Source organism: Symbiobacterium terraclitae (assembly GCF_017874315.1).
In the GTDB taxonomy this organism is placed as follows: Bacteria; Bacillota; Sulfobacillia; order Symbiobacteriales; family Symbiobacteriaceae; genus Symbiobacterium; species Symbiobacterium terraclitae.
The window spans coordinates 51302-77329 of record NZ_JAGGLG010000018.1; the positions used below are offsets into that span (position 1 = coordinate 51302).

The following is a 26028-nucleotide window of genomic DNA, read 5'->3' on the forward strand; positions in this document are numbered from 1 at the left end:
GCGGCCTATACTTCAACGGTTTGGAGGGCGTATCGTTGCTTCAAAAACTGCAGTTGCTCGCGCGGGAGGGCACCATCGCCGTCACCCACGCCTATCTCGGACATATCAAGCGCGAGGAGGACCGCAAGGTTCTGGCCCACGCCGATACCTACGCGTGGGACGAGGTCGACCAGAGCCTGAAGGGAATCCTGATGCAGCATCTCTTCCAGGCGTTCGAAGGCGCGCTGGGCGAGGTGAACTTCCCGTGCATGTACACCGGGGAGGTCCTGGCCGTCGACAAGGTGGCCCCGGCGGAGTTCGACCGGCTGAAGAACCGCCCCAGCGTCGAGGTGCTGGAAGCGATCCGGGACATGGACCAGGTACGGCCCGAGACGCTGCTGGAACTGGGCAACGTGCTGGCCTACAAGGTGATGGCGGCGGGCGCGGTCAAGAACCACATGGTGGCGGTCCTCCGTTTCCAGGCCATCCCCGAGCTGGGTGCGGCCCCCGTCACCTTCAGCTTCGCCACCCTCCTCGACCTGGACGACCGGGAGGAATCGCTCTTCGACGAGCGCACCGGCCGGTTCGTCACCCAGGTGCTGAACAACGTGATCAAGCGGTCCGCGGTAAGCCGCGCGGCCCTCTTCCCCTGCCTCGACGACAACGGGCGGGAGATCGCGGACATGATGGTCTACGCCGGCAGCGGCGCCGCCGCCTGGTTCAAGGCGCTGGAGGCCACCCGCCGCCTCAGCCCCCGCCGGGAAGGCCAGGCGTTGCTGCGGATGATCACCGAGCAGAACGCGACGGGCGAGGTGCCGCACGACCTGTTCCGCCGCATGGGCGAGGACCTGCTGGACCAGGCAAACGACGGCCTCAGCGCGGAGTCGGTGGTGCGCAGCCTGGAGAGGGCGGTGGGCCACGGCGTCGACCGCCTGGGCTTCCAGGCCCGCTGGGAGTCCGCCTTCGGCGACCTCTCGTACCGCCCGGCCTACCACTCGCTCTTCGGCGGCGGCGAGGCCGAGAAGCCCACGCGGATGAAGATGCAGGCCGGCGACATCGAGATCACCCTCACGCCCGCGCATCTGGAGTCCTTCCGGCAGGTCACGGTGGGCGACCAGACCTTCATCCTCTTCGCCGTGCCCGAACGGGCGCGGGTGGTGGTGGGCAAGGACCTCGACCTGCGGATCAAGCCCGTGGCGCTGGCCGACATCCAGCGCTGGATGACGGGTGAAACGGAGTAGGCGCTGCAGGCGACAGGACAGCGCAAGGCGGGACCGGGCAGGCCGATCCCGCTTACGACAGTCAGGCAGCGCAGCCGGGGGCGGACGGGCCCGCCCGGCCGCATCCCGGTGTACGCGCAACAAGGGCGGCTGAGCCCGCCCTTGTCATGGATACTAGCGTGCCGCAACCTCCCGCTCCACGCGGATGGTCACCAGCCCACGTCCGCCAAAGCTGGCCTGGTGGGAGACGTCCTCGTACCCCTGCGCGATGTGCGCCGCCGGGTCGAAGAAGAGCAGGTCCCGCTGGCGCTCCGCAAAGGTGGGATCAACCGGAACCCAGCCGCGGTCGGGATGGTAGTACTCCGCCCACGCGTGGCGGTTCTCCGGGCCCAGCGGCCCCGCAAGCCCGCCGCTGTCGGCCCATCCGTAGACCAGCCGGGCCGGGATCCCCACCGCACGGGCCATGGCGACGAAGAGGCTTGCGTACGTGCCGCAGGAGCCAACGCCCTTCTCGAACCCGGCCAGGGCGCCTTCGGCGGCGCCGGTCCGGCCGTAATCGAGGTGCGTGACGACGGCATGCAGAAGCGCCTCCACCTGCTGGTCGACCCCTGCTGCGCCGGCGACGGCGCCGCGGGCAAGCGCAGAGATGCCGGGGTGATCTGACTCAACGCCGGGTTCGGCGGCGAGGTACCTCTCGTGCACCGGACCGACGGCGGCCCGGGTGGCAACACCGGATCCCTGCGCCGCACTCAACTCGACGACGAGGACCTCCTCGATGACGAGCGCCCCTCCCGGCGCCACCTGGGGCACCTCGAAGGTGGTGGCCCCGCGGGCCGACCGCATCCGCACGCCCGTGGGGACGGAGCGCTGCGGCGCCCCCCGCAGGCGCTGGCCGCCGGCGTCGGCCGCGGCGGCGGGGAGCGTGAGGACCAGGTTCGTCACCGGTTCGGCGGTCGGGTTCTCGATCGTGATCCGGGTGCGCACCTCCACGGTCCGCGGGGCGGACCCTGCGAGGCCGACGGTGGATGCGCTGAGCAGCAGCACGGCGGCCGCGAGCACGCGCACCGGTCGTAGGGCATGCATTGCTGTATACACCACTTTCGGCAGCCCGGCTGTCATAGGCGGTAGGCCCTTAGACCCGTGGCTTTGCGTCGCCGCCTTTCGGCGGGTTTGCCTTTATCGAGTGTTGCTGTTACCCATGTTAGTCGTTAGGCGTTGTATCGTCAATATTACGATGATTGATTCCTTCTGGCTGCTGCGCGCCCCGTCGGGCCCCGGCCCGCGCCGAGGCCTCGGCGGCGTTCAGCTTCCGCCAGAGCGCGACCCACTTCCACGCGAGCGAAACCAGCACCACGGCCGCAAGGAAAACCATCGCAATCCGGATGGGGGCCATCTGCGCCCTCCTCACGCTGCTTGCGTTCGTATGGGCGTTCGACCTCGCGAACCGTGCCTCCTGCCTTCGCAAGGAAGGGATCGACCATGAAGGACCAGCTCCCACCCGCCCGCGGGCGCCTCGCTGCGCGGCTCGGCGCCCTTCTCCTGCTCGCCGGGGCCGTGCTGGTCGCCGTGCCGGCCATCCGGTGGGCCCGTGAGGAACTCGCGGACCGCCGCCAGATGGCGCAGGTGCCGACGCCGTCTCCGGTGATGCTGCAGAGCCCCGGCGACCTCGGTCGCACCGGCGGTTCCGACGGCCCCGGCCTCGACGCCGGTACCGGTGGCCCCGGCAGCGGCGAGGGCTCAAGTGTCCCGGACGGGGGCGGCTCCGGCGAAGGGGGCGCTGCGGCGCTGTACCAGATCAGCATCCCGCGCCTGAAGGTCTCGTACCCGGTGGGCGAGGGGGTCGACAACGACGTGCTTGACCGGGGCCCGGGCCACTACCCGCAGACCGTCCTGCCGGGCGAGGTGGGGAACGCAGCGCTGGCCGGCCACCGCACGATCCGCGGCCGCCCCGCCTTCTTCTACCGGCTGAACGAGCTGGAGCCCGGCGACCTCGTGCACGTCCACTACACCGACCGCAGCCTCACCTTCGTGGTCGAGCGGGTCTTCCTCACCGACCCTTACGACCTCTCCGTCATCGCCGCCACCGACTACCCGGCGCTGACGCTCACCACCTGCGACCCGCCGGGTAGCGACGAGATGCGGCTGATCGTCCAGGCCCGCCTCCAGTCCAACGGGCCAACCCCGCAGACGGGCCGGGGCCTGCCCGCCGGCCGCGCACTCGGCGCGGGACCGACTGGCTAGCCCACCGGTCCCCGCTCCCGCGGGCCAGCCTCTCGGACGCCGAGGCGCCTGCACACTGGCCCCACGCATGCAAAACGCCCCCGGGCAAGCCCCGGGGGCGCCTCTGTTCAATCCCACCTCCGCCGGTCCTCGAACCGGGGGCCGTCCGCCGGAATGGCATCGGCCGGCACCGACGCCACCTCGGGGTTCAGCCGGACCGCCGCCTGCACCGCCTGGCGCACCGCCAGCGGGTCGGCCGGCCCAGCCACCTCGATGCGGAGAATGTCCCGGTGGTGCGCGTCGCGCTCCACGACCGCCCGCCACCGCTCCACGCCGGCCAGGGTGGCCATGGCCTCCTCCAGCTGCCGCGGGTAGAGGAAGATCCCCCGGACCTTGGCCACATCGCCGACCCGGCCCAGCCAGCCCCGGAGCCGGAGCGACGGCCCGCCGCAGGGGCAGGGCTCCCCGGACAGGGCGCTCAGGTCGCCCGTGCCGAAGCGCAGCAGGGGGTAGGTCTCGTCCAGCAGCGTGACCACCACCTCCCCCGCCTCGCCCATGGGCACCGCCCGGCCGTCGGGGTCGCAGATCTCCACGATCACCCCGGCGTTCAGGTGCAGGCCCGGACCCTGCCCGCACTCGTGGCCGATCAGCCCCACGTCGGCGGTGCCGTAGGCCTGGTACACCGCCACGCCGTAGGAGGCGATCTCCTCCCGCAGGGCCGGCGGCAGGGGTTCGCCCGTCACCACCGCCCGGCGGAGCGGCAGGGAAAGGCCCATGTCCGCCGCCCGCCGCAGCAGGGCGAGCAGGTAGGAGGGGAGCCCGACGTAGCCGGTGGCCCCCACCGCGGCCGTCACCCGCACCTGAAGCTCCTGCTGGCCGACGCCCGCGGGGACCACCACGCAGCCCAGGGCGCGGGCGGCCGAGTCGAACATGAAGCCGGCCGGCGTCAGGTGGTAGCTGAAGCAGTTGATCACCCGGTCGCCCGCCCGGAACCCGGCGGCCTCAAGCGCCCGGCTGAAGCGCCAGAAGTCGGCCGCCGCGCCCTGCGGGTCGTAGATGTCGCCAGGGCTGACGAAGATGCGGGCCAGCCGCTCCACCGGTTCGGCCAGCAGCCCGCCGAAGGGCGGGGCTGCCGCCTGTACCCGGCCCAGCGACTCCTTCCGCAGCACCGGCAGGACCGCCAGCGACTCCACCCCGTCCGCGAGGCCAGGATCGACCCCCGCGGCCGCCAGCCGCTCCCGCCAGAAGGGACTCTGCTCCCGGGCCCGGGCGACCACCGCCCGCAGCCGGGGTTCCGCGCCGGGCGGAACCCAGCGGCTCAGGCCGCCGGGCCCGCCCCCTGCTTCCACTCTGCTCATGCCAACCACCGTTTCCTGCGCTTGTAGGCCTTGGCCTCCCGATAGCTCTTCCGCCCCACGTCGCTCAGGCCGAGGTAAAACTCCTTCACGTCTTCATTGTTCATCAGCGTCTCCACGGGCCCTTCCAGGACGATGCGTCCGTTCTCCATGATGTAGCCGAAGTGGGCGATGGAGAGCGCCACCATGGCGTTCTGCTCCACCACCAGGAAGGTGGTCTTCATCTCCTCGTTGAGCCGCTTGATGATGTCGAAGATCTCCCGCACCAGGCGGGGGGCGAGTCCCAGCGACGGCTCGTCGAGCAGCACCAGCTTCGGCCTGGCCATCAGGGCCCGCCCGATGGCGACCATCTGCTGCTCGCCGCCCGAGAGGTAGCCCGCCTTGGACCGGCGCCGGCTCACCAGCTTGGGGAAGTAGTGGTAGACCATCTCCAGGTCGCGCCGCACGTTGGACCGGTCGGTGCGGGTGTAGCTGCCCGCCAGCAGGTTCTCCTCCACGGTGAGGTGGCCGAAGACGTGGCGGCCCTCCATCACCTGGAAGATGCCCTTCCGCACGATCTCGGCGGCCTCCTTGTTGTTGATCTTCTCCCCCATGAACTCGATCGTGCCGTCGGTCACCTCGCCGTTCTCCGACTTCAGCAGCCCGGAGATCGCCTTCAGGGTGGTCGTCTTGCCGGCGCCGTTGGCCCCCAGCAGCGCGACGACCTGCCCCTCCGGCACCTTCAGCGACATGCCCTTCAGGACCAGGATCACGCGCTCGTACATCACTTCCACGTTGTTCAGGATGAGCACCGGACCACCTCACATCTGATCCGTTCTCCGGGCTACTTCCCCTTCGGCTCCACGAAGTCGGTGATGGCCTCGAAGCGGCCGTTCTTCACCTGGTAGATGCGGGCCTTGTCCGTGCCGCCGTGGTCGGTGGGCGTGAAGGTGAGCGGGGCGCCGATGCCGCCCAGGTCCACGTCCTGGAAGGTCTCAAACGCCGCCTTCAGCGACTCGCCCGTCACGTTGTCGCCGGCCCGGCGCAGGCCCTCGGTGAGGATGCGGCCGAAGACCCAGCCCTGCAGCCACTTCTGGGTGAGCTCCTCGCGCTTCTTGCCGATCTTCTCGGCGTAGGCCACCGCCTCGTCGATGCCCGGGCCCTCGTCGTACGGGAAGACGAAGGCCGGCGTGCCCACGAAGCCCTCGGCCGCGTCGCCCGCAGCGGCGAGGAGCGTCTCGTCCACGGAGTAGGTCATGCCCACCACCCGGATCTTGCCGCTCAGCCCCTGCTGCTGCACGGCCTTCAGCACCTGGGCGGTGCCCTTCACCACGTTCTGGATCATGATGAACTCGACGCCCTTGTTGTTCAGGTCCAGCACCTGGGTCACGGCGTCCGCCGCGGCACCGGGCAGGGCGGCGTCACCCACCCAGGTCAGGCCGATCTGGGCCGCATAGGCCTTGGCGTCCTCCAGCGGGGCCCGGCCGAAGGGGGAGTCGTGGAAGATCATGCCCACCTTGGCGTCGGCCTTCTGCTCCTTGATCCAGTCCAGCAGCACCCGGGCCTGCTGCGAGTAGGTGGAGGAGACGATGAAGTTGTACGGGGTGACCGACGGGTCCACCAGCGTCTCGGCGTAGGAGCCCGAGAGGTACGGGACCTTGTCCTGGGCGATCATCTCCTTCATCGCCTCGGTGTCGCCCGTGCCCCAGCCGAGGACGGCCACCACCTTGTCCTCCTTGACGTACTTCTTGTAGAGCTCGACGGCCTTGGGCACCTGGTAGGCGTAGTCGCCCCAGATCAGCTCCACCTTGCGGCCGTCGATGCCGCCCAGCTCGTTGTTGAGGTAGTCGAACCAGGCCCGGGCGCCCTCGGCGTGGGGCGCCCCCACATCGCCCGTCGCGCCGGTGATGTCGAAGATGCCGCCCACCTTGATCGGCTCCTTCGCAGCCGACGCGCCGGAGCCGCCGCCGGCCGCGCTGCCGCCGCCGTCACCGGTCCCGCTGCCTCGGCTGCCGCCGCAGCCCGCCAGCAGGGACAGGATCAGGAACGCCCCCACGAGTGCCAGGAACCCCTTCCGCTTGCGCATCCTTCCCCTACCTCCTCAGCGATGTTCACGGAGTTCTTGCACACGGCCCCCCGCGCCACCCCCCAGTGGCGTCCGGGGTGCCAAACCGCTAATAGCCAAAGGGCCAGAGGCGGAAGTAATCCTTGATGTTCCGCCACAGCTTCGCGAGACCCTCGGGCTCGAAGACCAGGAAGAGCACGATCGCGGCGCCGAACGCCGCATCCCGGAACAGCAGGACCTTCGTCCCGATGGACGGGAAGATCGGCCCCAGGGCCATCGACAGCTCGCGCACCACGATGGGCAGCACGGTCATGAACGCCGCGCCGTAGACGGACCCCATCACCGACCCCATGCCGCCGATGATGATCATCGCCAGCAGTTCGATGGAGAGGTGCATCTCGAACTGCTCCGGCGAGATGATCATCACGTAGGGCGCCCAGATGGCGCCGGCGATGCCCGCGTAGAAGGCCGAGAGGGCGAAGGCGGTCACCTTGGTCCGGAAGAGGTCCACCCCCATCACCTCGGCGGCCAGGTCGCGGTCGCGCACCGCCATGAACGCCCGGCCCATCCGGGTGCGCAGCAGGTTCTGGGCGAAGACGCCCAGCAGCAGCGCCACCGTCAGGCCGAGGTAGAAGTACCCGCGCTCGCCGTCGATCACCTGGCCGAAAAACGTGGGCCGCTTCACCGACATCGAGTAGATGCCGCCCGTGAACCACTCCGCCCGGGTGAAGAAGAACGAGAGGATCACCTGCGCCGCCAGCGAGGCGATGGCCAGGTAGAGCCCCTTCAGGCGGGCCGAGGGCAGGCCAAAGAAGGCGCCGACGGCCGCCGCGGCCAGCCCGGCCAGCGGCAGGGCCAGCCAGAAGGAGAGGCCGTGCTTCATCAGGTAGCCCACGGTGAAGGCGCCCATCCCGGTGAAGGCGCCGTGGCCCACCGAGATCTGCCCCGTCACGCCGGTGAGCAGGTTGAGCCCCAGCGCGGCGATGGTGTAGATCGCCACCATGTTGAGGATCGACAGGTGGTAGTCCGAGAGCAGGGCGGGGATCAGGTAGAGCAGGGCGACCAGCACCCAGCCCCGCGCGGCGGAGAGCGGCGTGGGGTGCAGAGCGTGGTCCTGCTCGTAGGTGGTGAGGTAGACCCCGCACTCCAGGGCGAAGGGGTAGCGCAGAAGTCGCAGCACAGGCCTACACCCTTTCGATGATTTCCTTGCCGAACAGGCCGTAGGGCCGGATCAGCAGGATGAGGATCATGAACGCGAAGGGCACCACTTCCTTGATGCCGGTCATGTACTGGTCCAGGTAGCCGCCCGTCAGCGCCTCGAGGATGCCGATGATGAAGCCGCCGAGGATGGCGCCCGGGATCGAGTCGAGCCCGCCGAGGATCGCCACCGGCAGCACCTTCAGGCCGTAGGAGGTGAGCAGCGGGTTGACGCCGGCGATGTTGCCGAGGAAGATGCCGCCCACTGCCGCCACCATCGCCGCCACCGCCCAGGTGGCCGCCAGGATCCGCTTCACGGAGATGCCCATCGAGAGCGCCGCCTGCTCGTCGTCCGAGGTGGCCCGCATGGCGATGCCCAGCAGCGAGTACTTGAAGAAAGCGGTGAGCAGCACCAGCAGGATCAGCGCCGCCACCAGACCCCAGAGGAAGACCTCGGAGATGGCCACCGGCCCGAGGATGACGGGCTCGCTGCGGAAGAGCCCGTGGAACGAGCGCATGTCGGTGCCCCAGATCAGGTGGATGAGGGCCTTGATGAGGAAGGAGAGCCCGAGGGTCACCATGATGATGGAGATAGGCGGCTCGCCGATGAAGGGGCGGAGCACCGTGCGCTCGATGACCACGCCCACCAGGGCGCTCACCACGATGGTGAGCAGCAGCGCCAGGACGAAAGGCACCTGCATGCTGGTCGTGAACGTGAGGCCGATGTAGGCCCCCAGCAGCACCAGCTCGCCCTGCGCCAGGTTGATCACCCCGCTGGCCTTGTAGATCAGCACGAAGCCCAGCGCCACCAGGGCGTAGAGGGCGCCGACCACGATGCCGTTGACCAGCAGGTTCAGGAAGAACCCGAGGCCGTCGTTCATACCGCTCCCCCTCCCCCTGCTGCCCGCTGCCCGGACTCCTCCGGGACGGGCAGGATCTCGCGCACCTGCAGCACCGTCTCGATCACGGCCTCCCGGCCGTCGCGGTAGCGCACCTTGCTCTGCACCGGGATCTCCTTCGCCCGGCTGTACAGCCCCTGGATCACCGGGTCGTACTTGGCGTAGACGAAGGCCCGGCGCAGCTTGCGGGTGCGGGTGAGCTCCTCGTCGTCCGCGTCCAGCTCCTTGTGCAGGATGACGAACGACCGGATGCGAGCCGCCTCGGGCAGGTCGGCGTTGACGCGGGCGATCTCGCCGGCGATCAGGTCCAGCACGGGCCCCTTCTGCGACAGGTCCTGATACGTGGTGTAGGGGATGGCGCGGCTCTCGGCCCAGTGGCCCACCGACTGCAGGTCGATGTTGATCATCGCCACCACGTAGGAGCGGCCGTCGCCCACCGTCACCGCTTCCTTGATGTAGGGCGAGAACTTCAGCTTGTTCTCGATGAAGTTGGGCGAGAAGATCTCGCCGGTGCTGAGGCGCATCACGTCCTTCAGCCGGTCGATCACCACCAGCTGGCCCGACTCCTCCTCGATGTAGCCGGCGTCGCCGGTGTGCAGCCAGCCGCCGGCCAGGGCCCGCGCGCTCTCCTCGGGCATCTTGTAGTAGCCCTGGAAGACGGCCGGGCTCCTGAGGAGGATCTCCCCCTCAGGCGAGATCGCCATCTCGCCGCCGGGCAGCGGCGTGCCCACCGTGTGGAAGCGGATCGCGTCGTCCCGGTGGAGCACCGCGATGCCCACGATCTCCGTCTGGCCGTAGATCTGCTTGAGGTTGACGCCCAGGGCGTGGTAGAACCGGAAGACGTCCGGCCCCAGGGCGGCGCCGCCCGTGTAGGCCCGCCGCAGCCGGGAGAGGCCCAGGTGGTCCTTGATGGCGCTGAACATCAGGAACTCGCCCAGGGCGTAAAGCAGGCGATCTTTGAGGGGCACGGGCTTCCTGGCGAAGCGGAGGTCGGCCACCCGGAGGCCCACGGGCTGGAAGAACTCCCAGAGCTTCCGCTTCAGCCAGCCGGCGTCCTGGATCTTCACCTGCACCCGGGTCACCATGTCCTCCCAGATGCGCGGGGGCGAGAACATCACGTGCGGCCCGATCTCCCGCAGGTTCTCCTGCACCGTGTCGGGCTCCTCGGGGAAGTTCACCGTGAACCCGATGGAGAGGTGCATCGCCAGGGCGGTCATCTGCTCGCCGATCCAGGCCAGGGGCAGGAACGAGAGGAAGTCGTCTTCGGGCGTCAGCGGGTCCACCGTCTGGATCGTGTCGCCCATCGCCAGGAGGTTCCGATGGCTCAGCATCGCCCCCTTGGGGTGGCCGGTGGTGCCGGACGTGTAGCAGAGGATGGCGGTGTCCTCCCCCGAGCCGGCGGCCACCATCTCCTCGAACAGCCCCGGGTGCTTCCGGCCGTACTCCCGGCCCATCTCCAGCACGTCGGGGAAGTAGAGCAGCCACGGGTCGGTGTACGTGCGCAGCCCCTTCGGGTCGTAGTAGATGAGGCGGCGCACCTTGGGGATCTGGTCGCGCACCTCGAGGATCTTGTCCACCTGCTCCTGGTCCTCCACCACCAGGAAGGTGGCGTCGGCGTGGTCGATGACGTAGGCCATCTCCTTGGCCAGCGAGTCCTGGTAGATGCCCACCGACTGCCCGCCCGCGGACTGGGCGGCCAGCTCGGCGATCACCCACTCGGGCCGGTTGTCGCCCACGATGGCGACCTTCTCGCCCCGCTGAAAGCCCAGGGAGACGAGGCCCAGGCAGAAGTCGCGCACCCGGTCGAGGTAGTCCTGCCAGGTGTATTGCTGCCAGATGCCATACTCCTTCTCCCTGAGGGCGATGCGGCTGTGGCCGTACTTCCTGGCCATGGCCTGCAGCCGCTTCGGCAAGGTATCCAGCCGCTCTGCGCTCACCTCTTCCCCCCCTATCCGACCGCCAGGTCCTTGTCGCCCAGGTAGGCCCGGATGACGTCCGGGTTCTGCCGCACCTCCGCCGGCGTCCCCTCGCCAATCTTGCGGCCGAAGTCCAGCACCGCCACCCGGTCCGAGATGTCCATCACGACGCCCATGTCGTGCTCGATCAGCACGCAGGTGACGCCGCGCTCCTGGTTGATGTCGAGGATGAAGCGGACCATGTCCTCCTTCTCCTCGGCGTTCATGCCCGCCATCGGCTCGTCCAGGAGCAGCAGCCGGGGCTCCAGCGCCAGGGCCCTGCCCAGCTCCACCCGCTTCTGCATGCCGTAGGAGAGCATCCCCACCGGCTTGCGGCGCACGTGGGCGATCTCCAGGAAGTCGATGATCTCCTCCACCGCCCGCCGGTGGTCGATCTCCTCCCGGCGCGCCGGGCCCCAGTAGAGGCCGCAGGCCAGGAGGCCCGAGCGCATCAGGGCGTGGCGGCCCGTCATCAGGTTGTCGAGCACCGACATGTGCTTGAACAGGGCGATGTTCTGGAACGTCCGGGCGATGCGCAGCTCCGCCCTGCGGTTGGGCGCCAGGCGGGTGATGTCGCGCCCCTCAAACGTGATCGTCCCCTGCTGGGGGATGTAGCGCCCGGAGATGCAGTTGATCAGGCTCGTCTTCCCCGCCCCGTTGGGCCCGATGATGCTGGTGATCGAACCCCGGGGGACCTGCAGCGAGACCCCGTCCAGGGCCCTGACCCCGCCGAAACCGATGGCCACGTTCTCGATGGCCAGATGCACGTCGCTCACCCTCGCCACCTCCTTCGCTACGGGTTTCCGGCCTCCAGCCGGCGGTCGATGATGCGCACCCGGCGGGGAGACCGCTCCAGTGTGCCGAACGGCAGGATGCGGACCAGCACGTCCACCGCCAGCTCGTCGGAGAGCCGCCGGCCGATGCGCTCCTCCAGCGCCGGGGAGGGCGGCTCGCCCGGCGCCGCCTCCACCAGCACGGTGCACCGGTCGAGCCAGGTCACCGGATCCCGCTCCAGCACGATGCGGTACTCCTCGGCCAGGCTGCCGTAGCCGCCCAGCACCCGCTCCACCTGCACCGGGTAGAACTTGACGCCCCGGATCATGACCAGCTCGTCGATGCGGCCCCGCACCCCGCCGGGCGACCGGGCCAGGGTCCGGCCGCAGCCGCAGGGCTCCGTCACCAGGGACGCCATGTCCCCCGTCCAGTAGCGGATCAGCGGCATGTCCTCGCGGGTGAGATCCGTCAGGACCAGCACGCCGGTCTCCCCCTCCGCGCAGGGCTGAAGCGTCGCCGGGTTGATCACCTCCACCAGCACGTGGTCCTCTGCCCAGTGCAGCCCCTGCTGCAGCCGGCACTCGCCCGCCAGCAGCGGACCCACCTCCGTGATGCCGTAGAAGTCGAACGCCGGGCAGCCGTAGAGGTGCTCCAGCCGCCGCCGGGTGGCCGGTTCCCCCGCGCCGGGCTCGCCGCCGAAGAGGCCGAAGCGCAGCCCGATATCCCGGGGCGAGAGCCCCCGCTCCTGGATGCGCTCCGCCAGGTAGAGGCAGTGGGACGGCGCGCCGATCAGGAGCGATGGCTTGAAGTTGAAGAGCATCTCCACCTGGCGCTTCACCGAGTCGGTGCCGATGGGGATCAGCGCCGCACCCATGGCTCGGGAGGCCCGGTGCCACGAGATGCCGCCGGCGAAGAGGCCGTAGCCGAAAGCGTTGTGGATGAGCTCCCCCGGCCGGAGCCCCACGCCCCACATGATCCGGGCGCCGATCTCGGCCGTGCGGGCCAGGTCCGGCTCGCCGTACACCGTGTAGAGCGAGCCGCCCACCACGTGGACCGGGTAGACTTCCCGCCGCTCCTCCGCCGGGCTCATGGGCAGGTCGCCCAGGGGCGGCTCCCGGAGCTGCGCATTCACCAGGTCCGACTTGTGGAGAAACGGCAGGCGGGCCACGTCGGCCGGTGTGCGGAAGTCGGCGGGGTCCAGGGGGCCCGCGCCCTGCCAGAGCCGCCGGTAGAAGGGCGACGCCAGCGCCCGCGCCACCTGGGCCCGGAGCCGTCCGGCCTGCATCTGCGCCAGCTCCGCCCGGGGGATCCGCTCGATGGTCGGCCGCCAGTGGGGCCGGTCGACCGCGATCTGCATCGCTGCCCCTCCTTCCTGCCCCCGCTTGACGCAAGAAGCGTGCCAGCGCCTGGCGGCGTGGCCGGCGGGGGCGAAAGAACGCCTGCGCGGTGCGCTTTGTGCCGAAGCGAACACGCCGGTGCGTGGTACGGCCCCCGGTGACTGCCACCGACGGGTAAGCGCCTGCGCTTAGCCCCTCTGCGGGAGGCGCGGGGTACGCGAAGCCCGCGGGCCGCCTCAGGCGGGCCCCGCGGGCGTTAAGCGACTGTGCTTAGGCGGGCTAAGCAGGAATAGTGAGAATTCCAGAGAATTATGCTTCATCTCGATAACGGAGGGATGCGTCGTGGCGCAGGTGCCCGGCGAGACCGTCCAGGCCCTGCTCGACGGCCTGTCGGAGGGCGTGCTCGCGGTGGATCCGGCGGGCGAGATCCGGCTGCTGAACGGCGCCATGGCGCAGCTGCTGGGCGCGGCGCGGGAGGAGCTCCTCTCCCGCCGGCCCGCCGAGCTGGAGGCGCGGGGCATGTGGCTGCCGCCCGTCCTGCGCCGCTGCCTGGAGTCGGGGCAGCGGCAGGCGCTGGTCCTGGAGCGGTCCGGGCGGCGGCTGGCCCTGACGGCCGCTCCCCTGCCCCTCGGGTGGGTGGTGGCCACCGCCCGGGACATCACGGAGCTGGACCGGCTGGAGCGGCAGGTGGAGCGCATGACCCAGGAGCGGGAGCGGTTCCACCACGAGCTGGCGGGCCTGCGCTCGGCCCAGGCCGGGCGGCCGGAGGTGGTCAGCTCCTCGCTGGCGATGCAGCGGGTGCTCGAGCTGATCCGCCGGGTGGCGCAGGTCGACTCCACCGTCCTGCTCCTGGGCGAGTCGGGGGTGGGCAAGGGGGTGCTGGCGGCCGAGATCCACCGGCAGAGCCGGCGGGCCGCCGCCCCCTTCGTGCGCATCGACTGCGCCGCCCTGCCGGAGAGCCTGCTGGAGTCCGAGCTCTTCGGCTACCTGCCGGGCTCCTTCACCGGCGCCCGGCGGGAGGGGAAGCCGGGCCTCATCGAGCAGGCCAACGGGGGCACGCTCTTCATCGACGAGATCGGCGACGTGCCGCTCGGGCTGCAGGTGAAGCTGCTGCACGTCATCCAGGAGCGGCGGATCACGCGGGTGGGCGCGGTGACCCCGACGCCCGTGGACATCCGCATCGTGGCCGCCACCCATCGGGACCTGGAGGCGCTGGTGGCGGAGGGCCGGTTCCGGGCCGACCTCTACTACCGGCTGAACGTGGTGCCGGTGACGATCCCGCCGCTCCGGGAGCGGCCCGAGGACATCCCCGTCCTGGCCCGGGCCTTCCTCGACCGGTTCTGCGCCCGGTACCGGGTGGAGCGGACCATCTCCCCCGAGGCCATGGCCCGGCTGATGGCCCACCACTGGCCCGGCAACGTGCGGGAGCTGGAGAACCTGATGGAGCGGCTCGTGGTGACGCTGGAGGAGCGGGAGATCCGGCCCGATCACCTGCCGCTGCCGGCGCCCGGCGGGCCGCCGGTGCAGGTGCGGGAGATCGTGCCCCTGAAGGAGGCGGTGGCCGCCCTGGAGCTGGAGCTGGTCGGCGAGGCCTACAAGCGGTACGGCAGCTCGGTGAAGGTCAGCCGGGTCCTGGGGATCCACCAGACGACGGCGGCCCGCAAGATCCGGGAGTGGAAGGCGCGCCGGGGCGGGGTGACGGACGGAGCCGGCCCCCGTGTGCAGGGAGCCGGCTCAGGATGACGCAGTGGGGCGCCCACCGGCGAGGTGGGCGCCCCTGTGCGGTCGTTACTCGTCGTGGTTGGCGGGCCGCCTGGCGTGGGCGATGCGGCTGGCCGCCGCGGCAGCGATGGCGGAGACCAGGTCGTCCAGGAAGGTGTGGCACCCGCCGTTCTTGTGGGAGTTGAGCCGCCCGATGACCAGCGGCTTAGTCTTGTCGAGGTAGCCGAAGTTCGTCAGCCCGATCGAGCCGTACACATTGGTGATGGAGAGCGCCACGATCTCGTCGACGCCGAAGAGGAAGTCGTCGCCGGCCACGATCGACTGCAGCGGCTCGGGCAGCTTGCCCTCCTCGGCGAGCATGTCGAGCGCGACGCCGGTGAGGACGGCGTTCTGTACCTCCCGCTTCTTCACCACCGCCTCGACGCCCTCGAGGCACTCCTGCAGGGTGAGCTGTTCGTAGTACCCCTTCTGAATCTCCAGCACGACCTCGGCGATCTCCCTGAGCGTAACCCCCCGATCTGCCAGCATCTTCACAACGGTCTTGTACATCTGGGTCCTCCTGTTCTGGTCCGTACCGTGGCCTATTAATTATGAGACGTCTGACAGAGGGGTTACGGTTCGCGATCAGGGAACCGGCATTTCCTGCCCGGCTCGCACCGCTGTCGGCGACGGAGACGGGACAGCCCCCTTCGGCAGGGACGGAGGGGGCTGCTCGGTGTCGATTGGGGAACTGGCTGCTTCAGGCTCCGCACCGTGCCGGCGCCCACCTCGGTACCGGCCTTGCGGTCGGCCGCGGATCGTGCCGGAGGACCTGCCCTAGTCCCGGGGAGGCTGGGCCTCCTCGGCCGTCAGCACCCGGATGGAGGCAGCGCCGCCCTGGGCCGGGTAGGACATCAGCATGGGGCCGGTCAGCTCCACCTCAATGCGGGTGCCGGCCGTGAGGTCGGCCAGGGTGCCCTCGGCCGAGCCCACCGTGATCCTGGTGTTCTCGTCCACCGCGAGCCAGGCCATGAACGGCTCGCCGCTGGCCATGGGCTCGCCCTCCACCAGGATCCGCCCGTCGGCGATCTCCTTGACGGTGACGGTCATGATGTCGGCCCGGGGCGCCGGCAGCACGAGGATGCTGCCCGCCTTGGCCTGGGCGGGGAACGACTCCGCGACCGGGCCGTCGATCACGGCCACGACCTCGGCGCCGACCTGCAGGTCAGCCATGCTGCCCGCACCGCCGTCGACGGTGATCTCCGTCTCCTCGGTGACGGTCAGCCAGATCATGTCAGGCTGGCCGTTCTCCATGATGGGGCCCTCGAGGAGGATGCGACTGCCCTCCACCCGGCTGATCCGGCCTACCCAGCGGCCCTCCTGCCCGACGAGCTCGGGGGCCGGAAGGACGAGCCGGGATGCCGGCACCAGGCTCAGCACGCCCTCCTCGGCCTCCACCTGCTGCAGTCCCAGCACGGTGCTGATGGCGTCGGCCGAGATCATGGTCCGGTCATTCACGATCTGCACGGGCTGCGCCATGGCGATGCGGTTGACCGTCACGTACATCACGCCGTCCACGTACATCTCGGCCTCCTGCTGGCCGATGTGGAACGAGGCCGTCCGGTCGGGCAGGCGCACGTTCACCTGGTGGAGCTCGCCGTCCCACGTCAGCTCTCCGCCGGCGGCCTCAACGATGGCCCGCAGGGGGACGAACAGGACACCGTCGACCACCACGGGGGCGCCCAGTTCCGCCGAGACGGAGGCGCCGTTCACCCGGATCTCCCTGGGCAGCGGTGCGTCAGCGGTGACGTCCCACTGCACCGGACCCATGGCCTCCACCTCGCCGGCGGGCCGGATGCTGATCACGTTGATGGCCGGGACCATCTGGAAGGAGATGCCGGTGAACTCGGTCCCCTCCACGACGACCTCCTGGCCGGCGTACTTCTTGAACTCCTCCGGGTCGCCGATGAGCCGGGTACCGCCCACGGCCCAGAAGCCGCCCTCCAGGTCGACCCACTCCACGGGGCCGACGAGCCGCAGGTAGGCGCCGGCCACGTCGGGATCCAGAATCGGCGCGGCGTCCGCAGGCGCCGAGATCGGCGTGGGAGACGACACCGGCTGATCGAAACCACTGGCGATGGCGGTTGCTGCAGATGCAGCCAGGAGCAGAGCGCTGAGAGTAGCAGTCTTCTTCCAATTCTTCACATCTCTTACCTCCTTTTCACTGTGACAGACGGAGTACCCCGGAGCGCCGTTTCAACGACTTGTCCATTCTTGACGCGCGGCGAGGGAGAGGCGCGGGCCTCCTGCATCGCCGGCTCGCCGGCGGCGGAGACAGCGAAGCGGCTCCACCCCCGCACGGGGGGCGGAGCCGCTTGCCATCGCGTCCGTCAGCCCTGCTTCTGGCCGACGAAGGTGACCGTGAGCTTGACCTCGTCCTCCACCGCCACGAAGTTGGCGATGTTGGGCGGGTTCACGCCGAACTCGGTCATGTCGAAGGTGGCGGTCGCGGTGAGCGTCAGCGTATCGCCCTCGAGCTTGGCCGTGCCGTCGAAGGCGAGGGGCTTGTCCGTGCCCTTGATGGTCATCGTCCCCTGCAGCTTGATGGGTACCTCCTGCCCCTCCGCCAGCACGGGGTTCCCCTCAGCCCCGCTGATCCGGTAGATGGCGCGGGGGTGGTTCCGGGTGTCGAGCACCCGCTGCACCTGGCTGTCGCGCCGGGACTGGTCGCTCTTCAGGGTGGTCAGGTCCACTTCGACGGTGGACGGCTGGATGACCCCGCCGTCCAGCACGATGGAGCCGAAGAAGGCGGTGGTCTTGCCCACGGCGATCACGTCCCGCCGCTGCCCGAGGAATGTCTCGCCGACGGCGTAAGCGGCCTCGGACTGGTCAGGAACCACCTGGTACGCGGTACCGGCGGCGCTTTCCGGCGTGTTGGCCGCCGGGCTGCTGTTGCCCGGGCTGGCGGCGGGCGGTGCCGCCGCGGCCTTGTCGGCCCCGCCGCCGGCCGGCCCCCGGGCACAGCCGGTCACGAGCAGGGCGGCCAGGGCGAGGCAGGCGATCAAGGTACGTCGTCTCAGAAGAACCCCTCCAGAATCCGTTGATACATCTATTCTGGACAAAAAGGCTGAAAGAAACCTGAATGCAGCATAAGGATTGTCTGTGTGAGCCCTTGCAGATGTACCCATGACCATTCCGCCAGGTGAACGGGCGGCAGCGCGTTCGCCGATCCGGGGCGGCCGGGCCCCCGGAGCAGCGGCCGTCACGGCTGCGCCGGCATCGCCGCCCCGCCGTCGGCCACCTGGCTCCGCAGGCAGACCGGCCCACACAGAGCAGGAACGGGCTGCCCCGAGCGCGCGCGGCGCTGCCGGGACAGCCCTTTCAGGTTGCTGAGGCAGTCGTTTCAGTCTGCTGGGACAGTCCTTCCACTCTGCTGAGGCACCCCGTTCAGTCTGCTGGGACAGTCCTTCCACTCTGCTGGGACAGTCCTTCACTCTGCTGGGACAGTCCTTCACTCTGCTGGGGCACCCCGTTCAGTCTGATGGGGCAGCCCTTCCACTCTGCTGGGACAGTCCTTCACTCTGCTGGGACAGTCCTTCACTCTGCTGGGGCACCCCATTCAGTCTGCTGGGACAGTCCTTCCACTCTGCTGGGACAGTCCTTCACTCTGCTGGGACAGTCCTTCACTCTGCTGGGGCACCCCATTCAGTCTGCTGGGGCAGCCCATCAGGTTTTGCTTGTCCGGTCCCGCCTGCGGTCAGTCCTGCGCCCGCAGCCACTCCAGCAGGGCGCCGATCGCGGCCTCGTCCATCGGGCCGAACCCGTCCCGGGCGGGGTCCTCGGTCGGGCTCAGGGCGTGGCCCAGGCCGGGGAAGCGGCGCAGGGTGACGTGCTCGGGCGCCGCGGCGGCGATGGCCTCACCGTCGGTCACCGGCACGAACCCGTCCTGCTCGCCGTGCAGGATCAGCACCGGTCGGCGCAGGTCCGGCGCGATCTCGGCGATGGAGCGGGCCGGCTCGTTGGCCGGGTGCATCATGGGGTTGACGGCGGGGTTGGCTACCAGCGCATCGATCGCCGGCCGCAGCTCGGCCTCCAGGTCGATCAGCCCGTCGCCGTCCCGGTCAGTGTCCGCCCGCATCTTCGGCGACCAGGGGGTCGAGTCCGGCGCCCACACGTAGAAGCTGCCCATCAGGGCCGCCGGGCCTGCCGGCACCGTCAGCCACTCCTTCACCGCGAGCTTGCCGTCGCCGTCGGCGTCAAGCTCGCGCAGCAGCCGGAGCCCCAGTTCCAGGTGCTGGTAGCGCAGGGTCTCGGACCAGCCGCTGGTGGGCGGTCCCTGCAGGATCACGCCCGCCACCGCCTCGTCCGCCAGGGCGGCGTGGGCCGCCACCTGGGCGCCCTGACTCCAGCCGTAGAGGTAGATGCGCCCGCCGTCCACCTCCGGCTGCTCCCGGGCTGCGGCGATCACCCGGGCGGCGTCCGCGATCAGCTGGTTGGTGGTGGCCTGGGCCGACTGCTCCAGGTCGTAGTCGCCGAACTTCTTCACCCCCCGCTTGTGGAAGCGGAGCACGGCAAAGCCCTCGGCGCTCAGCCGCTCGGCCAGCAGCCTGAAGTTGGCCGACGACACCTTCCCGGTCGCATCCACCTGGGCCGCGTCCATGTCCACCGGGCCCGAGCCGTGGAAGAGGATCACCGCCGGCCACGGGCCCGCACCCTCCGCCGGGTAGGTGAGCTCGGCGGCGGAGGACCAGGTCTCGTCCAGGGCGATGGTGAGCGCCCGGCGGCGCAGCCCACCCTCCGCGGCCCCGGCACCGCCGCCGGTCACGGAGCCCGTCCCGGCTCCGGCCGCCGACCGGCCCGCGGGCGCACAGCCCGCGGCCATCAGGAACAGGACAAGGAGCCCGATCATCACTTTGCGCATGATCTGCCCCTCCTCCCTACCGCCCCGCGAAGGAGAGCCGGCGGATCAGCCTGGCGTTGAGCAGCCAGAGCAGAACCACGTAGGCCAGCATGACGAGGAGGTTCCGGGCGACCGGCACCGACTCGCCGGTGATTCCGGCGGCAATCAGCTCCACCGCCGGCCGGGTGGGCAGCCAGGCCATCACCGCCCAGACGCCCGGCTGCATCAGCGCCCACGGCAGGGTGGATGCGAAAATGAACACGAGGACCACCGGCGTTCCCCCCACGCCCAGAGAGCGCATGTCCTTCACCAGCAGCCCCACCAGGGTGCCGATGCCGACGGCGAACAGGGTCAGCACCGTGTAGCTCGCCAGCCAGAGCAGGGGATGCTGGGGGGACTCGCCCAGGATCGGGAACATGAGCAGACCGAGGCCCACGCTGCCCACGAGGCCGATCCCGCCCTTCACCAGCACGACCTGCCAGGGGCGGACCGGGGTCAGGAAGAGCGCCTCCAGCTGCCGCTTCTCCTTCTCCTCCGCCAGCGTGAACGAGGGGATGGTCCAGCCGGCGAAGTAGGCGGTCATCACGAAGAGGGTCGTCGCCAGGAAGGAGTGGGCGCTCGTGGGCATCGTCGCCTTCATCACCGCGCCCATCACGGGCATGCAGGCAAGGAAGAACAGCACCATCGGGTTGCGGACGATGTCCTGCATCTGCGCTCGGGCCAGTGCGACCAGTCTCACGCCAACTCCCTCCCCGTCGTGTGCAGAAAGACCTCGGCCAGCGAGGCCTCGTGGGTGTGCACGGCCAGCAGGGACCCCTCGGCCTGCCGCCTGGCCACCACCTCAACCCACGCCGCATCGTCCAGCGGCCACTCCGCCGTCTCGGCGGCGGACCCGCTGGCAAATGTCACCCGCACCCTCCGCCGCCCGTAGCGGGCCTTCAGGGCGGCGGGCGTGTCGCAGGCGACCAGCCGCCCCCGGTCGAGGATGGCCACCCGGTCGCACAGCGCATCCACCTCCGCCATGTCGTGGCTGGCGATCACCACGGTCCGGCCCCGGGCCTTCAGGCCCCGGAGCAGGTCGTGAAAGGCGTGGGTGGCTGCGGGGTCGAGCCCCGCGGTCGGCTCGTCCAGGACGAGCAGCCGGGGATCGTGCAGCAGGGCCCGGGCCAGGGCGACCCGCTGCTTCTCGCCCTTGGACAGGCTCCCCACCGGCCGCCCGGTCAGCCCTTCCAGCCCGGCTGCCGCCACGGCCCGCCTGATGTGCTCCGGCCCCACACCGTAGAGCCCGGCAAAGAGCTTCAGGTTGTCCAGGACGCTCAGCCTCTCGTACAGTCCCGTCCCCTCGGACAAGACACCCATCTGAGACCGCACCTGATCGGGGTCCTCCCACGGGTCGACCCCCATCACCCGCACCCGCCCGCTGCTGGGTGGGGCCATGCCGGCCAGCAGGCGGAGCGTCGTGGTCTTGCCGGCCCCGTTCGGCCCCAGCAGGCCGAACGTCTCGCCGGGGGCCACGTGCAGGTCGACCCCGTCCAGTGCGGTGACGTTTCCGTACCGCTTCGTCACCTGGGTCAGGCGAATCACGCCCATCACCTCCGACCCGATCATCGCACGGTCGGGGCAGGCGTTTCCGCATTCGCCGGACAACTGGCGGATAACGGGCGACAACTGGCTACCAGTTCAGCCGCACCCTCAGCTCCTGCGCCCGGTGCTTGCTGAGCGGCACCTCCTCGCCGTTCTTCAGGATCAGCGAGTAGGAGTCGCGGGTCCAGGAGGCGATCTCCTTCACGTACGCAAGGTTAACCAGGTACGCCTTGTGGCTCCGGAAGAAGCCGCTCTCCGCCAGCCGCTCCTCCAGTTCGGTCAGGGTGAAGCTCACCCCGCACGTGCCCTCGGGCGTCTCGATGTAGACGGACTTCTCCCGGGCGTACGCGTAGCGGATCTCGTCCGGGCGGAAGAGGAGAATCCGGTCGCCCTTGCGGGCGGCGACGTGGGGGGTGAGCCGCCGCGGGGGCCCCGGCTCGTGCTGGACGACGGCCCCTCCGCCGGCCGCCGCGGCCGGGGCAAGTTCGACTGCGCGGGCGGTTTCGGCGGCCCGGACCGATTCCAAGGCCCGGGCGGGTTCGGCGGCCCGGGCCGATTCCAAGGCCCGGGCAGGTTCGGCGGCCCGGACCGATTCCAAGGCCCGGGCAGGTTCGGCGGCCCGGACCGATTCCAAGGCCCGGGCAGGTTCGGCGGCCCGGGCCGGCTGCAAGGCCCGGGCAGACTCCAGGGCTCGGGCAGACTCCGCGGCCCGGGCCGGCTCCACGGCCCGGACAGACTCCAGGGCTCGGGCAGACTCCGCGGCCCGGGGCGGCTCCACGGCAGCGGACGCCTCCATCAGGCGGCCGGCCTCGAGGTAGCAGACCCGCGAGGCGGCGCGCAGGACGCGCGGGTCGCCGAAGGTCGTCACCAGCACCGCCTTCCCGGCCTCTGCCTCCTCGGCGATCGTGAACGCGATCAGGCTGGCGCTCTCGCTGTCGACGTCGCCCGCTGGCTCGTCCAGCAGGAGCGCGGGCGGGTCGTGCAGCAGGGCGCGGGCGAGGCGCAGGCGGGCCGCCTCACCCGGGGTGAGCCGGTCCGCCCGTGCCTCCCGCCTGCCTTCCAGGTCCAGCCGCTGCAGCAGGTCCCTGATCCGCTGCTCCGGTACGCCCCAGAGCCGGGCAAACAGGCTCAGGTTCTCCCACACGGTCAGCCGCTCCATCAGGCCCCAGGCCTCACCTGCCGCCCCAACCCTCGCCGCATGGGACGGGTCACCGGGACGGCTGCCGCACACCGTTGCGCTCCCGCCGTCCAGCGGCACCTGCCCGGCCAAGGCCCGCATCAGGGTCGTCTTCCCGCTCCCGCGGCTGCCCACCACGGCGACCAGCTCGCCGGGGTGCACCACCAGGTTGACGTCGGCAAGTCTTCCTGCGATGGTCATACCACTGATGCAAATCATCGAAATACCCCCACTCAGGTTGAACGGTTCCATGTCGGGGGTATCGGATTCCTGCCGCCGCCCCCCTCTTCCACCATAAGCTGGCGAGTGTGACGGAAGCCCCTCCCTGGGTTGACCCGGCGAGTGTCAAGAAGAAGACGGGGGCCGCCCCTCGCTGTGTTTTTTCTTGACACTCCCGCCCCGGGATACCCCCGCGTCCTTGACACACCCGCCCCCCGGTCACCCCCGTGCACCCGCACGATGGGCATCGTCCACCCTGTTCCCGAGCGCGGGCGGTTAACTTCACCCGGTCTCAGGCCGGCGAGTGTCAAGAAAAAGACGAGGGCCGCCCCTCGCTGTGTTCTTGCTTGACACTCCCGCCCCGGGATACCCCCGCGTCCTTGACACACCCGCCCCCCGGTCACCCCCGAGCACCCGCATGATGGGCATCGTCCACCCTGTTCCTGAGCGTGGGCGGTTAACTTCACCCGGTCTCAGGCCGGCGAGTGTCAAGAAAAAGACGGAGGCCGCCCCTCGCTGTGTTTTTTCTTGACACTCCCGCCCCCGGGACACCCCCGCTTCCTTGACACTCCCGCCCCCGGTCTCCCCCGGGTCCTTGACACACCCGCGCCCCGGTCACCCCCGAGTATCCGCACGATGGACATCGTCCACCCTGTTCCTGAGTGCGGGCGGCCAACTTCACCTGGTCTCAGCCCGGCGAGTGTCAAGGAAAAGACGAGGGCCACCCCTCGCTATGTGTTTTCTTGACACTCCCGCCCCCAGGACACCCCCGCGTCCTTGACACTCCCGCCCCCCGGGGCACCCCCGAGTCCTTGACACACCCGCGCCCCGGTCACCCCCGAGTACCCGCACGATGGACATCGTCCACCCTGTTCCTGAGCGCGGGCGGCAAACTCCCCCGGCAAATGAAGACCCCGGCCGAGCCCGGCCGGGGTCCGTTCACGGCAACAACTCCGGCTCCTGCTCCAGGTCCACGCCGAAGCGCTCCCGCACGGCGTCCTGGACCTTCTGCCGGAAGCGCAGCAGGTCGGCGGTGCTCCGGGCCCGCTCGTTGACCAGCACCAGGGCCTGGGCGGGCCAGGTGCCCATGCCGGTCTCCGGGTCGGACACGCCGCGCAGGCCCGCCCGATCGATGAGCCATCCCGCCGCCAGCTTCACCCTGCCGTCCGGCATGGCCCAGTGGGGCATGTCCGGGTACCTTGCCAGCAGGTATGCGGCCTGCCCGGCGGGGATGACCGGATTGCGGAAGAAGGAGCCGCAGTTGGCCACGCGCTCCGGATCGGGCAGCTTGGCCCTGCGGATGGCGATCACCGCGTCCCGCACCTGCTGCACGGTCGGGCGGGCGATGCCGCGCTCCGCGAGGTAACGGTCCAGCGCCGGGTAGAACGGCGGCCGGGGCTGCTCCCGCACCAGGCGGAGGGTTAGGCCCGTGATGAAGAACCGCCCCCGGTCCGCCCCGTTGAAGCGGGAGCGGCGGTAGCCGAAGGCGCAGTCCCCGGCGGGGATGCGCACGAACTGGCCGACCAGCCGGTCGTAGGCGTCCACCGATACGAGGACGTCGGCGATCTCCCGGCCGTAGGCGCCCACGTTCTGCACGGGCGTCGCCCCCGCCGTGCCGGGGATGAGGCTGAGCCGCTCGATGCCGCAGGCGCCGGCCGCCACCGACCGCTCCACCACCGAGTCCCAGTCCTCGCCCGCCCCGACAGTCAGGTAGACCTCGCTGCCCCGTTCCTCCAGCGAGTAGCCCTTGATCCGGTTGACCAGCACCAGGCCGGAGAACCCCTCGTCCCTCCAGATGATGTTGCTGCCGCCGCCGATCATGATCACCGGCAGGCTGCGGACCGCCGCCCAGGCGAGACCCTCTGCGAGCTCCTCAGGGTTGTGCACGTGGGCCAGGTAGGCGGCGGGGCCGCCGAGGCGCATCGTCGAGTAGCCGCGCAGGGAGACGCCTTGCTGAATCTCCAGTGCTGCGATGACCGTTACCCCCTTCCCGTGCGTAGCCTATGCTGCCCTTGCCCCGGCCAACCATGCCGGTCAGCCCTGCAGGTGCGCGGTGGAATTGGCCAGCAGCACCACGCGCCGCTCGGGCAGAATCCGCCACAGGTGTACGCCGGTATCAGCCGTGCCCAGCCAGACATCGCTCGTCAGGGGAAGCCCCAGGAAGGCCCGGAACAGCATGGTAATGGTGCCGCCGTGGGCCACGACCGCCACCCGTCGCTCCGGCTCCACGGAGTGAACCAGCTCGGCGAAGACGGACTCTACCCGGGCCCGGAACTCCAGCTCCGACTCCCCGCCTGGTATCCGCTCGTGATACCGCCGCCCACCCGGGGGCGGCGGGTACTTCTGCCGCGCCTCATCCCGCGGCAGCCCGGCCAGCACGCCGTTGTCCATCTCCACCAGGCCGTCCTTGAAGACCAGCGGTGCGCCCGTCCGCGCGGCGATGATCCTGGCCGTCTCGGCCGCCCGCTGCAGGGGGCTGGACCATATGAGGTCGGGTGTGCATGTCCGCGCCACCCAATCGGCCAACCGGGCCGCCTGCTCCCGGCCGAGCTCGGTCAGGGGAAAGTCGGCGCGCCCCTCGTGCCGGTTGGTCACGTCGGCCTCGGACTGACCGTGGCGGATCACAAGCAATTCCACGGGCGTCGGGCCTCCTTTCCGCGATGTTCTCATGCGGAGAATATGCGGGCGTGGACATGAATTCCTGCCCGGCATCCACTTTGTAGCCAAACTGCACCGAAGCAACAGGGATGTGTTTTCTTACACTCGAAGATCATGAAGCGGTATCGCCATCCGGCCACACTCAGGAGGAATATCGAATGCCAAGGCGATTCGGCTTCATGGTGGTTCTGGTCCTGCTTCTCAGCGCGCTGCTGGCCGGCTGCGGCAGCAGCGGCCCCGGCCCGAAGGACGTCGCCGACCAGTTCTTCAAGGCCATCACGTCCGGGAACTGGGAGGCCGCAGAGGGGCTTCTCTCCGCCGATTCGGGCAGCGACCTGGCCAAGCCGGCCGCCGGCGAGGAGCGCATCGTCAACGCGCTGATGAGCAAGATCAGCTATGAGCTGGGCGAAGCCCAGGTGCAGGGCGACCAGGCCGTCGTCGCTCTCGATCTGACCCTGCCCGACATGGAGCGGCTCTCCGCCAGGTTGCTGAGCGAGGTCCTGCCGCTGGCCTTCAGCGCCGGGCTCAGCGAGGACTTGACGGACGAGCAGCTGGACCTGATGGTGGAGGAGAAGTTCGTGGAGATCCTCAACGACAAGGATCTCGCCATGGTCACCTACGAGGGCTCGGTGACGCTCGTCAAGGAGGCGGGTGGCTGGAAGGTCCTCGCCGTTGACGGGCTGGACCAGGACGTCAGCTTCTTTAACTAGCAAGACGGGGCTGTCCCAAAAGTCATCGAGGATGACTTAGGGACAGCCCCCTTTTCTTTTTGTCTAAATACAAAAGAAGCCGCCCTTCTGTTACAATGG

Annotated in this window: 23 protein-coding genes and 1 riboswitch; of the genes, 4 read left to right on the top strand and 19 right to left on the bottom strand. The window is 69.9% G+C overall.

The features are described 5' to 3' along the window. Positions 1–35: 35 nt before the first annotated feature. On the top strand, positions 36–1220 hold the full coding sequence (locus J2Z79_RS11150; protein WP_209466965.1) for a hypothetical protein: 1185 nt from the start codon (positions 36–38) through the stop codon (positions 1218–1220). Positions 1221–1373: 153 nt separating this feature from the next. Here J2Z79_RS11150 and J2Z79_RS11155 read toward each other — a convergent pair whose 3' ends face one another. Together J2Z79_RS11155 and J2Z79_RS11160 are read right to left on the bottom strand one after the other, a co-directional pair. Beyond that, positions 1374–2282, bottom strand: coding sequence for a transglutaminase-like domain-containing protein (locus J2Z79_RS11155; RefSeq protein ID WP_209466966.1), 909 nt, complete (start codon positions 2280–2282; stop codon positions 1374–1376). 16 nt (positions 2283–2298) lie between these two features. Then, a riboswitch (cyclic di-GMP riboswitch) is annotated at positions 2299–2384 on the bottom strand. Positions 2385–2400: 16 nt separating this feature from the next. Further along, complete coding sequence (locus tag J2Z79_RS11160) at positions 2401–2592, bottom strand: hypothetical protein (RefSeq protein ID WP_209466967.1); 192 nt, start codon at positions 2590–2592, stop codon at positions 2401–2403. 86 nt (positions 2593–2678) lie between these two features. On the opposite strand from J2Z79_RS11160, the gene J2Z79_RS11165 reads away from it, so the two are divergent. Continuing rightward, the gene (locus J2Z79_RS11165; RefSeq protein ID WP_209466968.1) at positions 2679–3440 is read left to right on the top strand and encodes a sortase; all 762 of its coding nucleotides are present in this window, start codon (positions 2679–2681) and stop codon (positions 3438–3440) included. A 107-nt stretch (positions 3441–3547) separates the two neighbouring features. Here J2Z79_RS11165 and J2Z79_RS11170 read toward each other — a convergent pair whose 3' ends face one another. The 8 genes from J2Z79_RS11170 to J2Z79_RS11205 all read right to left on the bottom strand — a co-directional run bounded on the left by J2Z79_RS11170 (position 3548) and on the right by J2Z79_RS11205 (position 13000). Then, complete coding sequence (locus tag J2Z79_RS11170; protein ID WP_209466969.1) at positions 3548–4777, bottom strand: phenylacetate--CoA ligase family protein; 1230 nt, start codon at positions 4775–4777, stop codon at positions 3548–3550. Beyond that, entirely contained in the window at positions 4774–5565 is a 792-nt protein-coding gene (locus tag J2Z79_RS11175; RefSeq protein ID WP_209466970.1) for an ABC transporter ATP-binding protein, read from the bottom strand. Before J2Z79_RS11175 ends, J2Z79_RS11170 begins: the two co-directional genes overlap by 4 nt. A gap of 32 nt (positions 5566–5597) precedes the next feature. Further along, positions 5598–6839 (bottom strand): ABC transporter substrate-binding protein, encoded by a 1242-nt coding sequence (locus J2Z79_RS11180; RefSeq protein WP_209466971.1) that lies wholly within the window; start codon positions 6837–6839, stop codon positions 5598–5600. 88 nt (positions 6840–6927) lie between these two features. After that, positions 6928–7998: a branched-chain amino acid ABC transporter permease gene (locus J2Z79_RS11185; protein ID WP_342589471.1), complete on the bottom strand. Its 1071-nt coding sequence runs from the start codon at positions 7996–7998 to the stop codon at positions 6928–6930. Positions 7999–8002: 4 nt separating this feature from the next. After that, complete coding sequence (locus tag J2Z79_RS11190; RefSeq protein WP_209466972.1) at positions 8003–8896, bottom strand: branched-chain amino acid ABC transporter permease; 894 nt, start codon at positions 8894–8896, stop codon at positions 8003–8005. After that, positions 8893–10851 carry an AMP-binding protein gene (locus tag J2Z79_RS11195; protein ID WP_342589472.1) on the bottom strand — a complete coding sequence of 653 codons (1959 nt, stop codon included), beginning with the start codon at positions 10849–10851 and terminating at the stop codon, positions 8893–8895. Before J2Z79_RS11195 ends, J2Z79_RS11190 begins: the two co-directional genes overlap by 4 nt. A gap of 11 nt (positions 10852–10862) precedes the next feature. Further along, complete coding sequence (locus tag J2Z79_RS11200) at positions 10863–11645, bottom strand: ABC transporter ATP-binding protein (protein WP_209466973.1); 783 nt, start codon at positions 11643–11645, stop codon at positions 10863–10865. A 17-nt stretch (positions 11646–11662) separates the two neighbouring features. Then, positions 11663–13000, bottom strand: coding sequence for a phenylacetate--CoA ligase family protein (locus tag J2Z79_RS11205; protein WP_209466974.1), 1338 nt, complete (start codon positions 12998–13000; stop codon positions 11663–11665). Between the two features lie 322 nt (positions 13001–13322). Here J2Z79_RS11205 and J2Z79_RS11210 point away from each other — a divergent pair, with 322 nt between their 5' ends. Beyond that, positions 13323–14723 carry a sigma-54 interaction domain-containing protein gene (locus J2Z79_RS11210; RefSeq protein ID WP_209466975.1) on the top strand — a complete coding sequence of 467 codons (1401 nt, stop codon included), beginning with the start codon at positions 13323–13325 and terminating at the stop codon, positions 14721–14723. A gap of 45 nt (positions 14724–14768) precedes the next feature. Here J2Z79_RS11210 and J2Z79_RS11215 read toward each other — a convergent pair whose 3' ends face one another. From J2Z79_RS11215 to J2Z79_RS11255, 9 genes are all read right to left on the bottom strand, one after another. After that, positions 14769–15251, bottom strand: coding sequence for a phosphatidylglycerophosphatase A family protein (locus tag J2Z79_RS11215; RefSeq protein ID WP_209466976.1), 483 nt, complete (start codon positions 15249–15251; stop codon positions 14769–14771). A 267-nt stretch (positions 15252–15518) separates the two neighbouring features. Continuing rightward, positions 15519–16886, bottom strand: a complete 1368-nt coding sequence (locus tag J2Z79_RS11220) for a stalk domain-containing protein (protein ID WP_209466977.1) — start codon at positions 16884–16886, stop codon at positions 15519–15521. A gap of 185 nt (positions 16887–17071) precedes the next feature. Beyond that, positions 17072–17746, bottom strand: a complete 675-nt coding sequence (locus J2Z79_RS11225) for a YceI family protein (RefSeq protein ID WP_209466978.1) — start codon at positions 17744–17746, stop codon at positions 17072–17074. Between the two features lie 692 nt (positions 17747–18438). Then, the gene (locus J2Z79_RS11230) at positions 18439–19602 is read right to left on the bottom strand and encodes an alpha/beta hydrolase family protein (protein ID WP_209466979.1); all 1164 of its coding nucleotides are present in this window, start codon (positions 19600–19602) and stop codon (positions 18439–18441) included. Positions 19603–19618: 16 nt separating this feature from the next. Next, the gene (locus tag J2Z79_RS11235) at positions 19619–20320 is read right to left on the bottom strand and encodes an ABC transporter permease (RefSeq protein ID WP_209466980.1); all 702 of its coding nucleotides are present in this window, start codon (positions 20318–20320) and stop codon (positions 19619–19621) included. Further along, complete coding sequence (gene ccmA / locus J2Z79_RS11240; protein WP_209466981.1) at positions 20317–21165, bottom strand: heme ABC exporter ATP-binding protein CcmA; 849 nt, start codon at positions 21163–21165, stop codon at positions 20317–20319. The genes J2Z79_RS11235 and ccmA overlap by 4 nt, the downstream gene beginning before the upstream one ends. Positions 21166–21253: 88 nt before the next feature. After that, positions 21254–22561: a LytTR family transcriptional regulator DNA-binding domain-containing protein gene (locus tag J2Z79_RS11245; RefSeq protein WP_209466982.1), complete on the bottom strand. Its 1308-nt coding sequence runs from the start codon at positions 22559–22561 to the stop codon at positions 21254–21256. Between the two features lie 939 nt (positions 22562–23500). Next, complete coding sequence (gene murB, locus J2Z79_RS11250; protein ID WP_209466989.1) at positions 23501–24535, bottom strand: UDP-N-acetylmuramate dehydrogenase; 1035 nt, start codon at positions 24533–24535, stop codon at positions 23501–23503. Between the two features lie 60 nt (positions 24536–24595). Then, positions 24596–25198 carry a histidine phosphatase family protein gene (locus J2Z79_RS11255; protein ID WP_209466983.1) on the bottom strand — a complete coding sequence of 201 codons (603 nt, stop codon included), beginning with the start codon at positions 25196–25198 and terminating at the stop codon, positions 24596–24598. A 179-nt stretch (positions 25199–25377) separates the two neighbouring features. Between J2Z79_RS11255 and J2Z79_RS11260 the strand changes: the two genes are divergently transcribed. Then, a complete protein-coding gene (locus J2Z79_RS11260; protein ID WP_209466984.1) occupies positions 25378–25929 on the top strand; it encodes a nuclear transport factor 2 family protein in 552 nt (183 codons plus the stop codon). Positions 25930–26028: the final 99 nt, after the last annotated feature.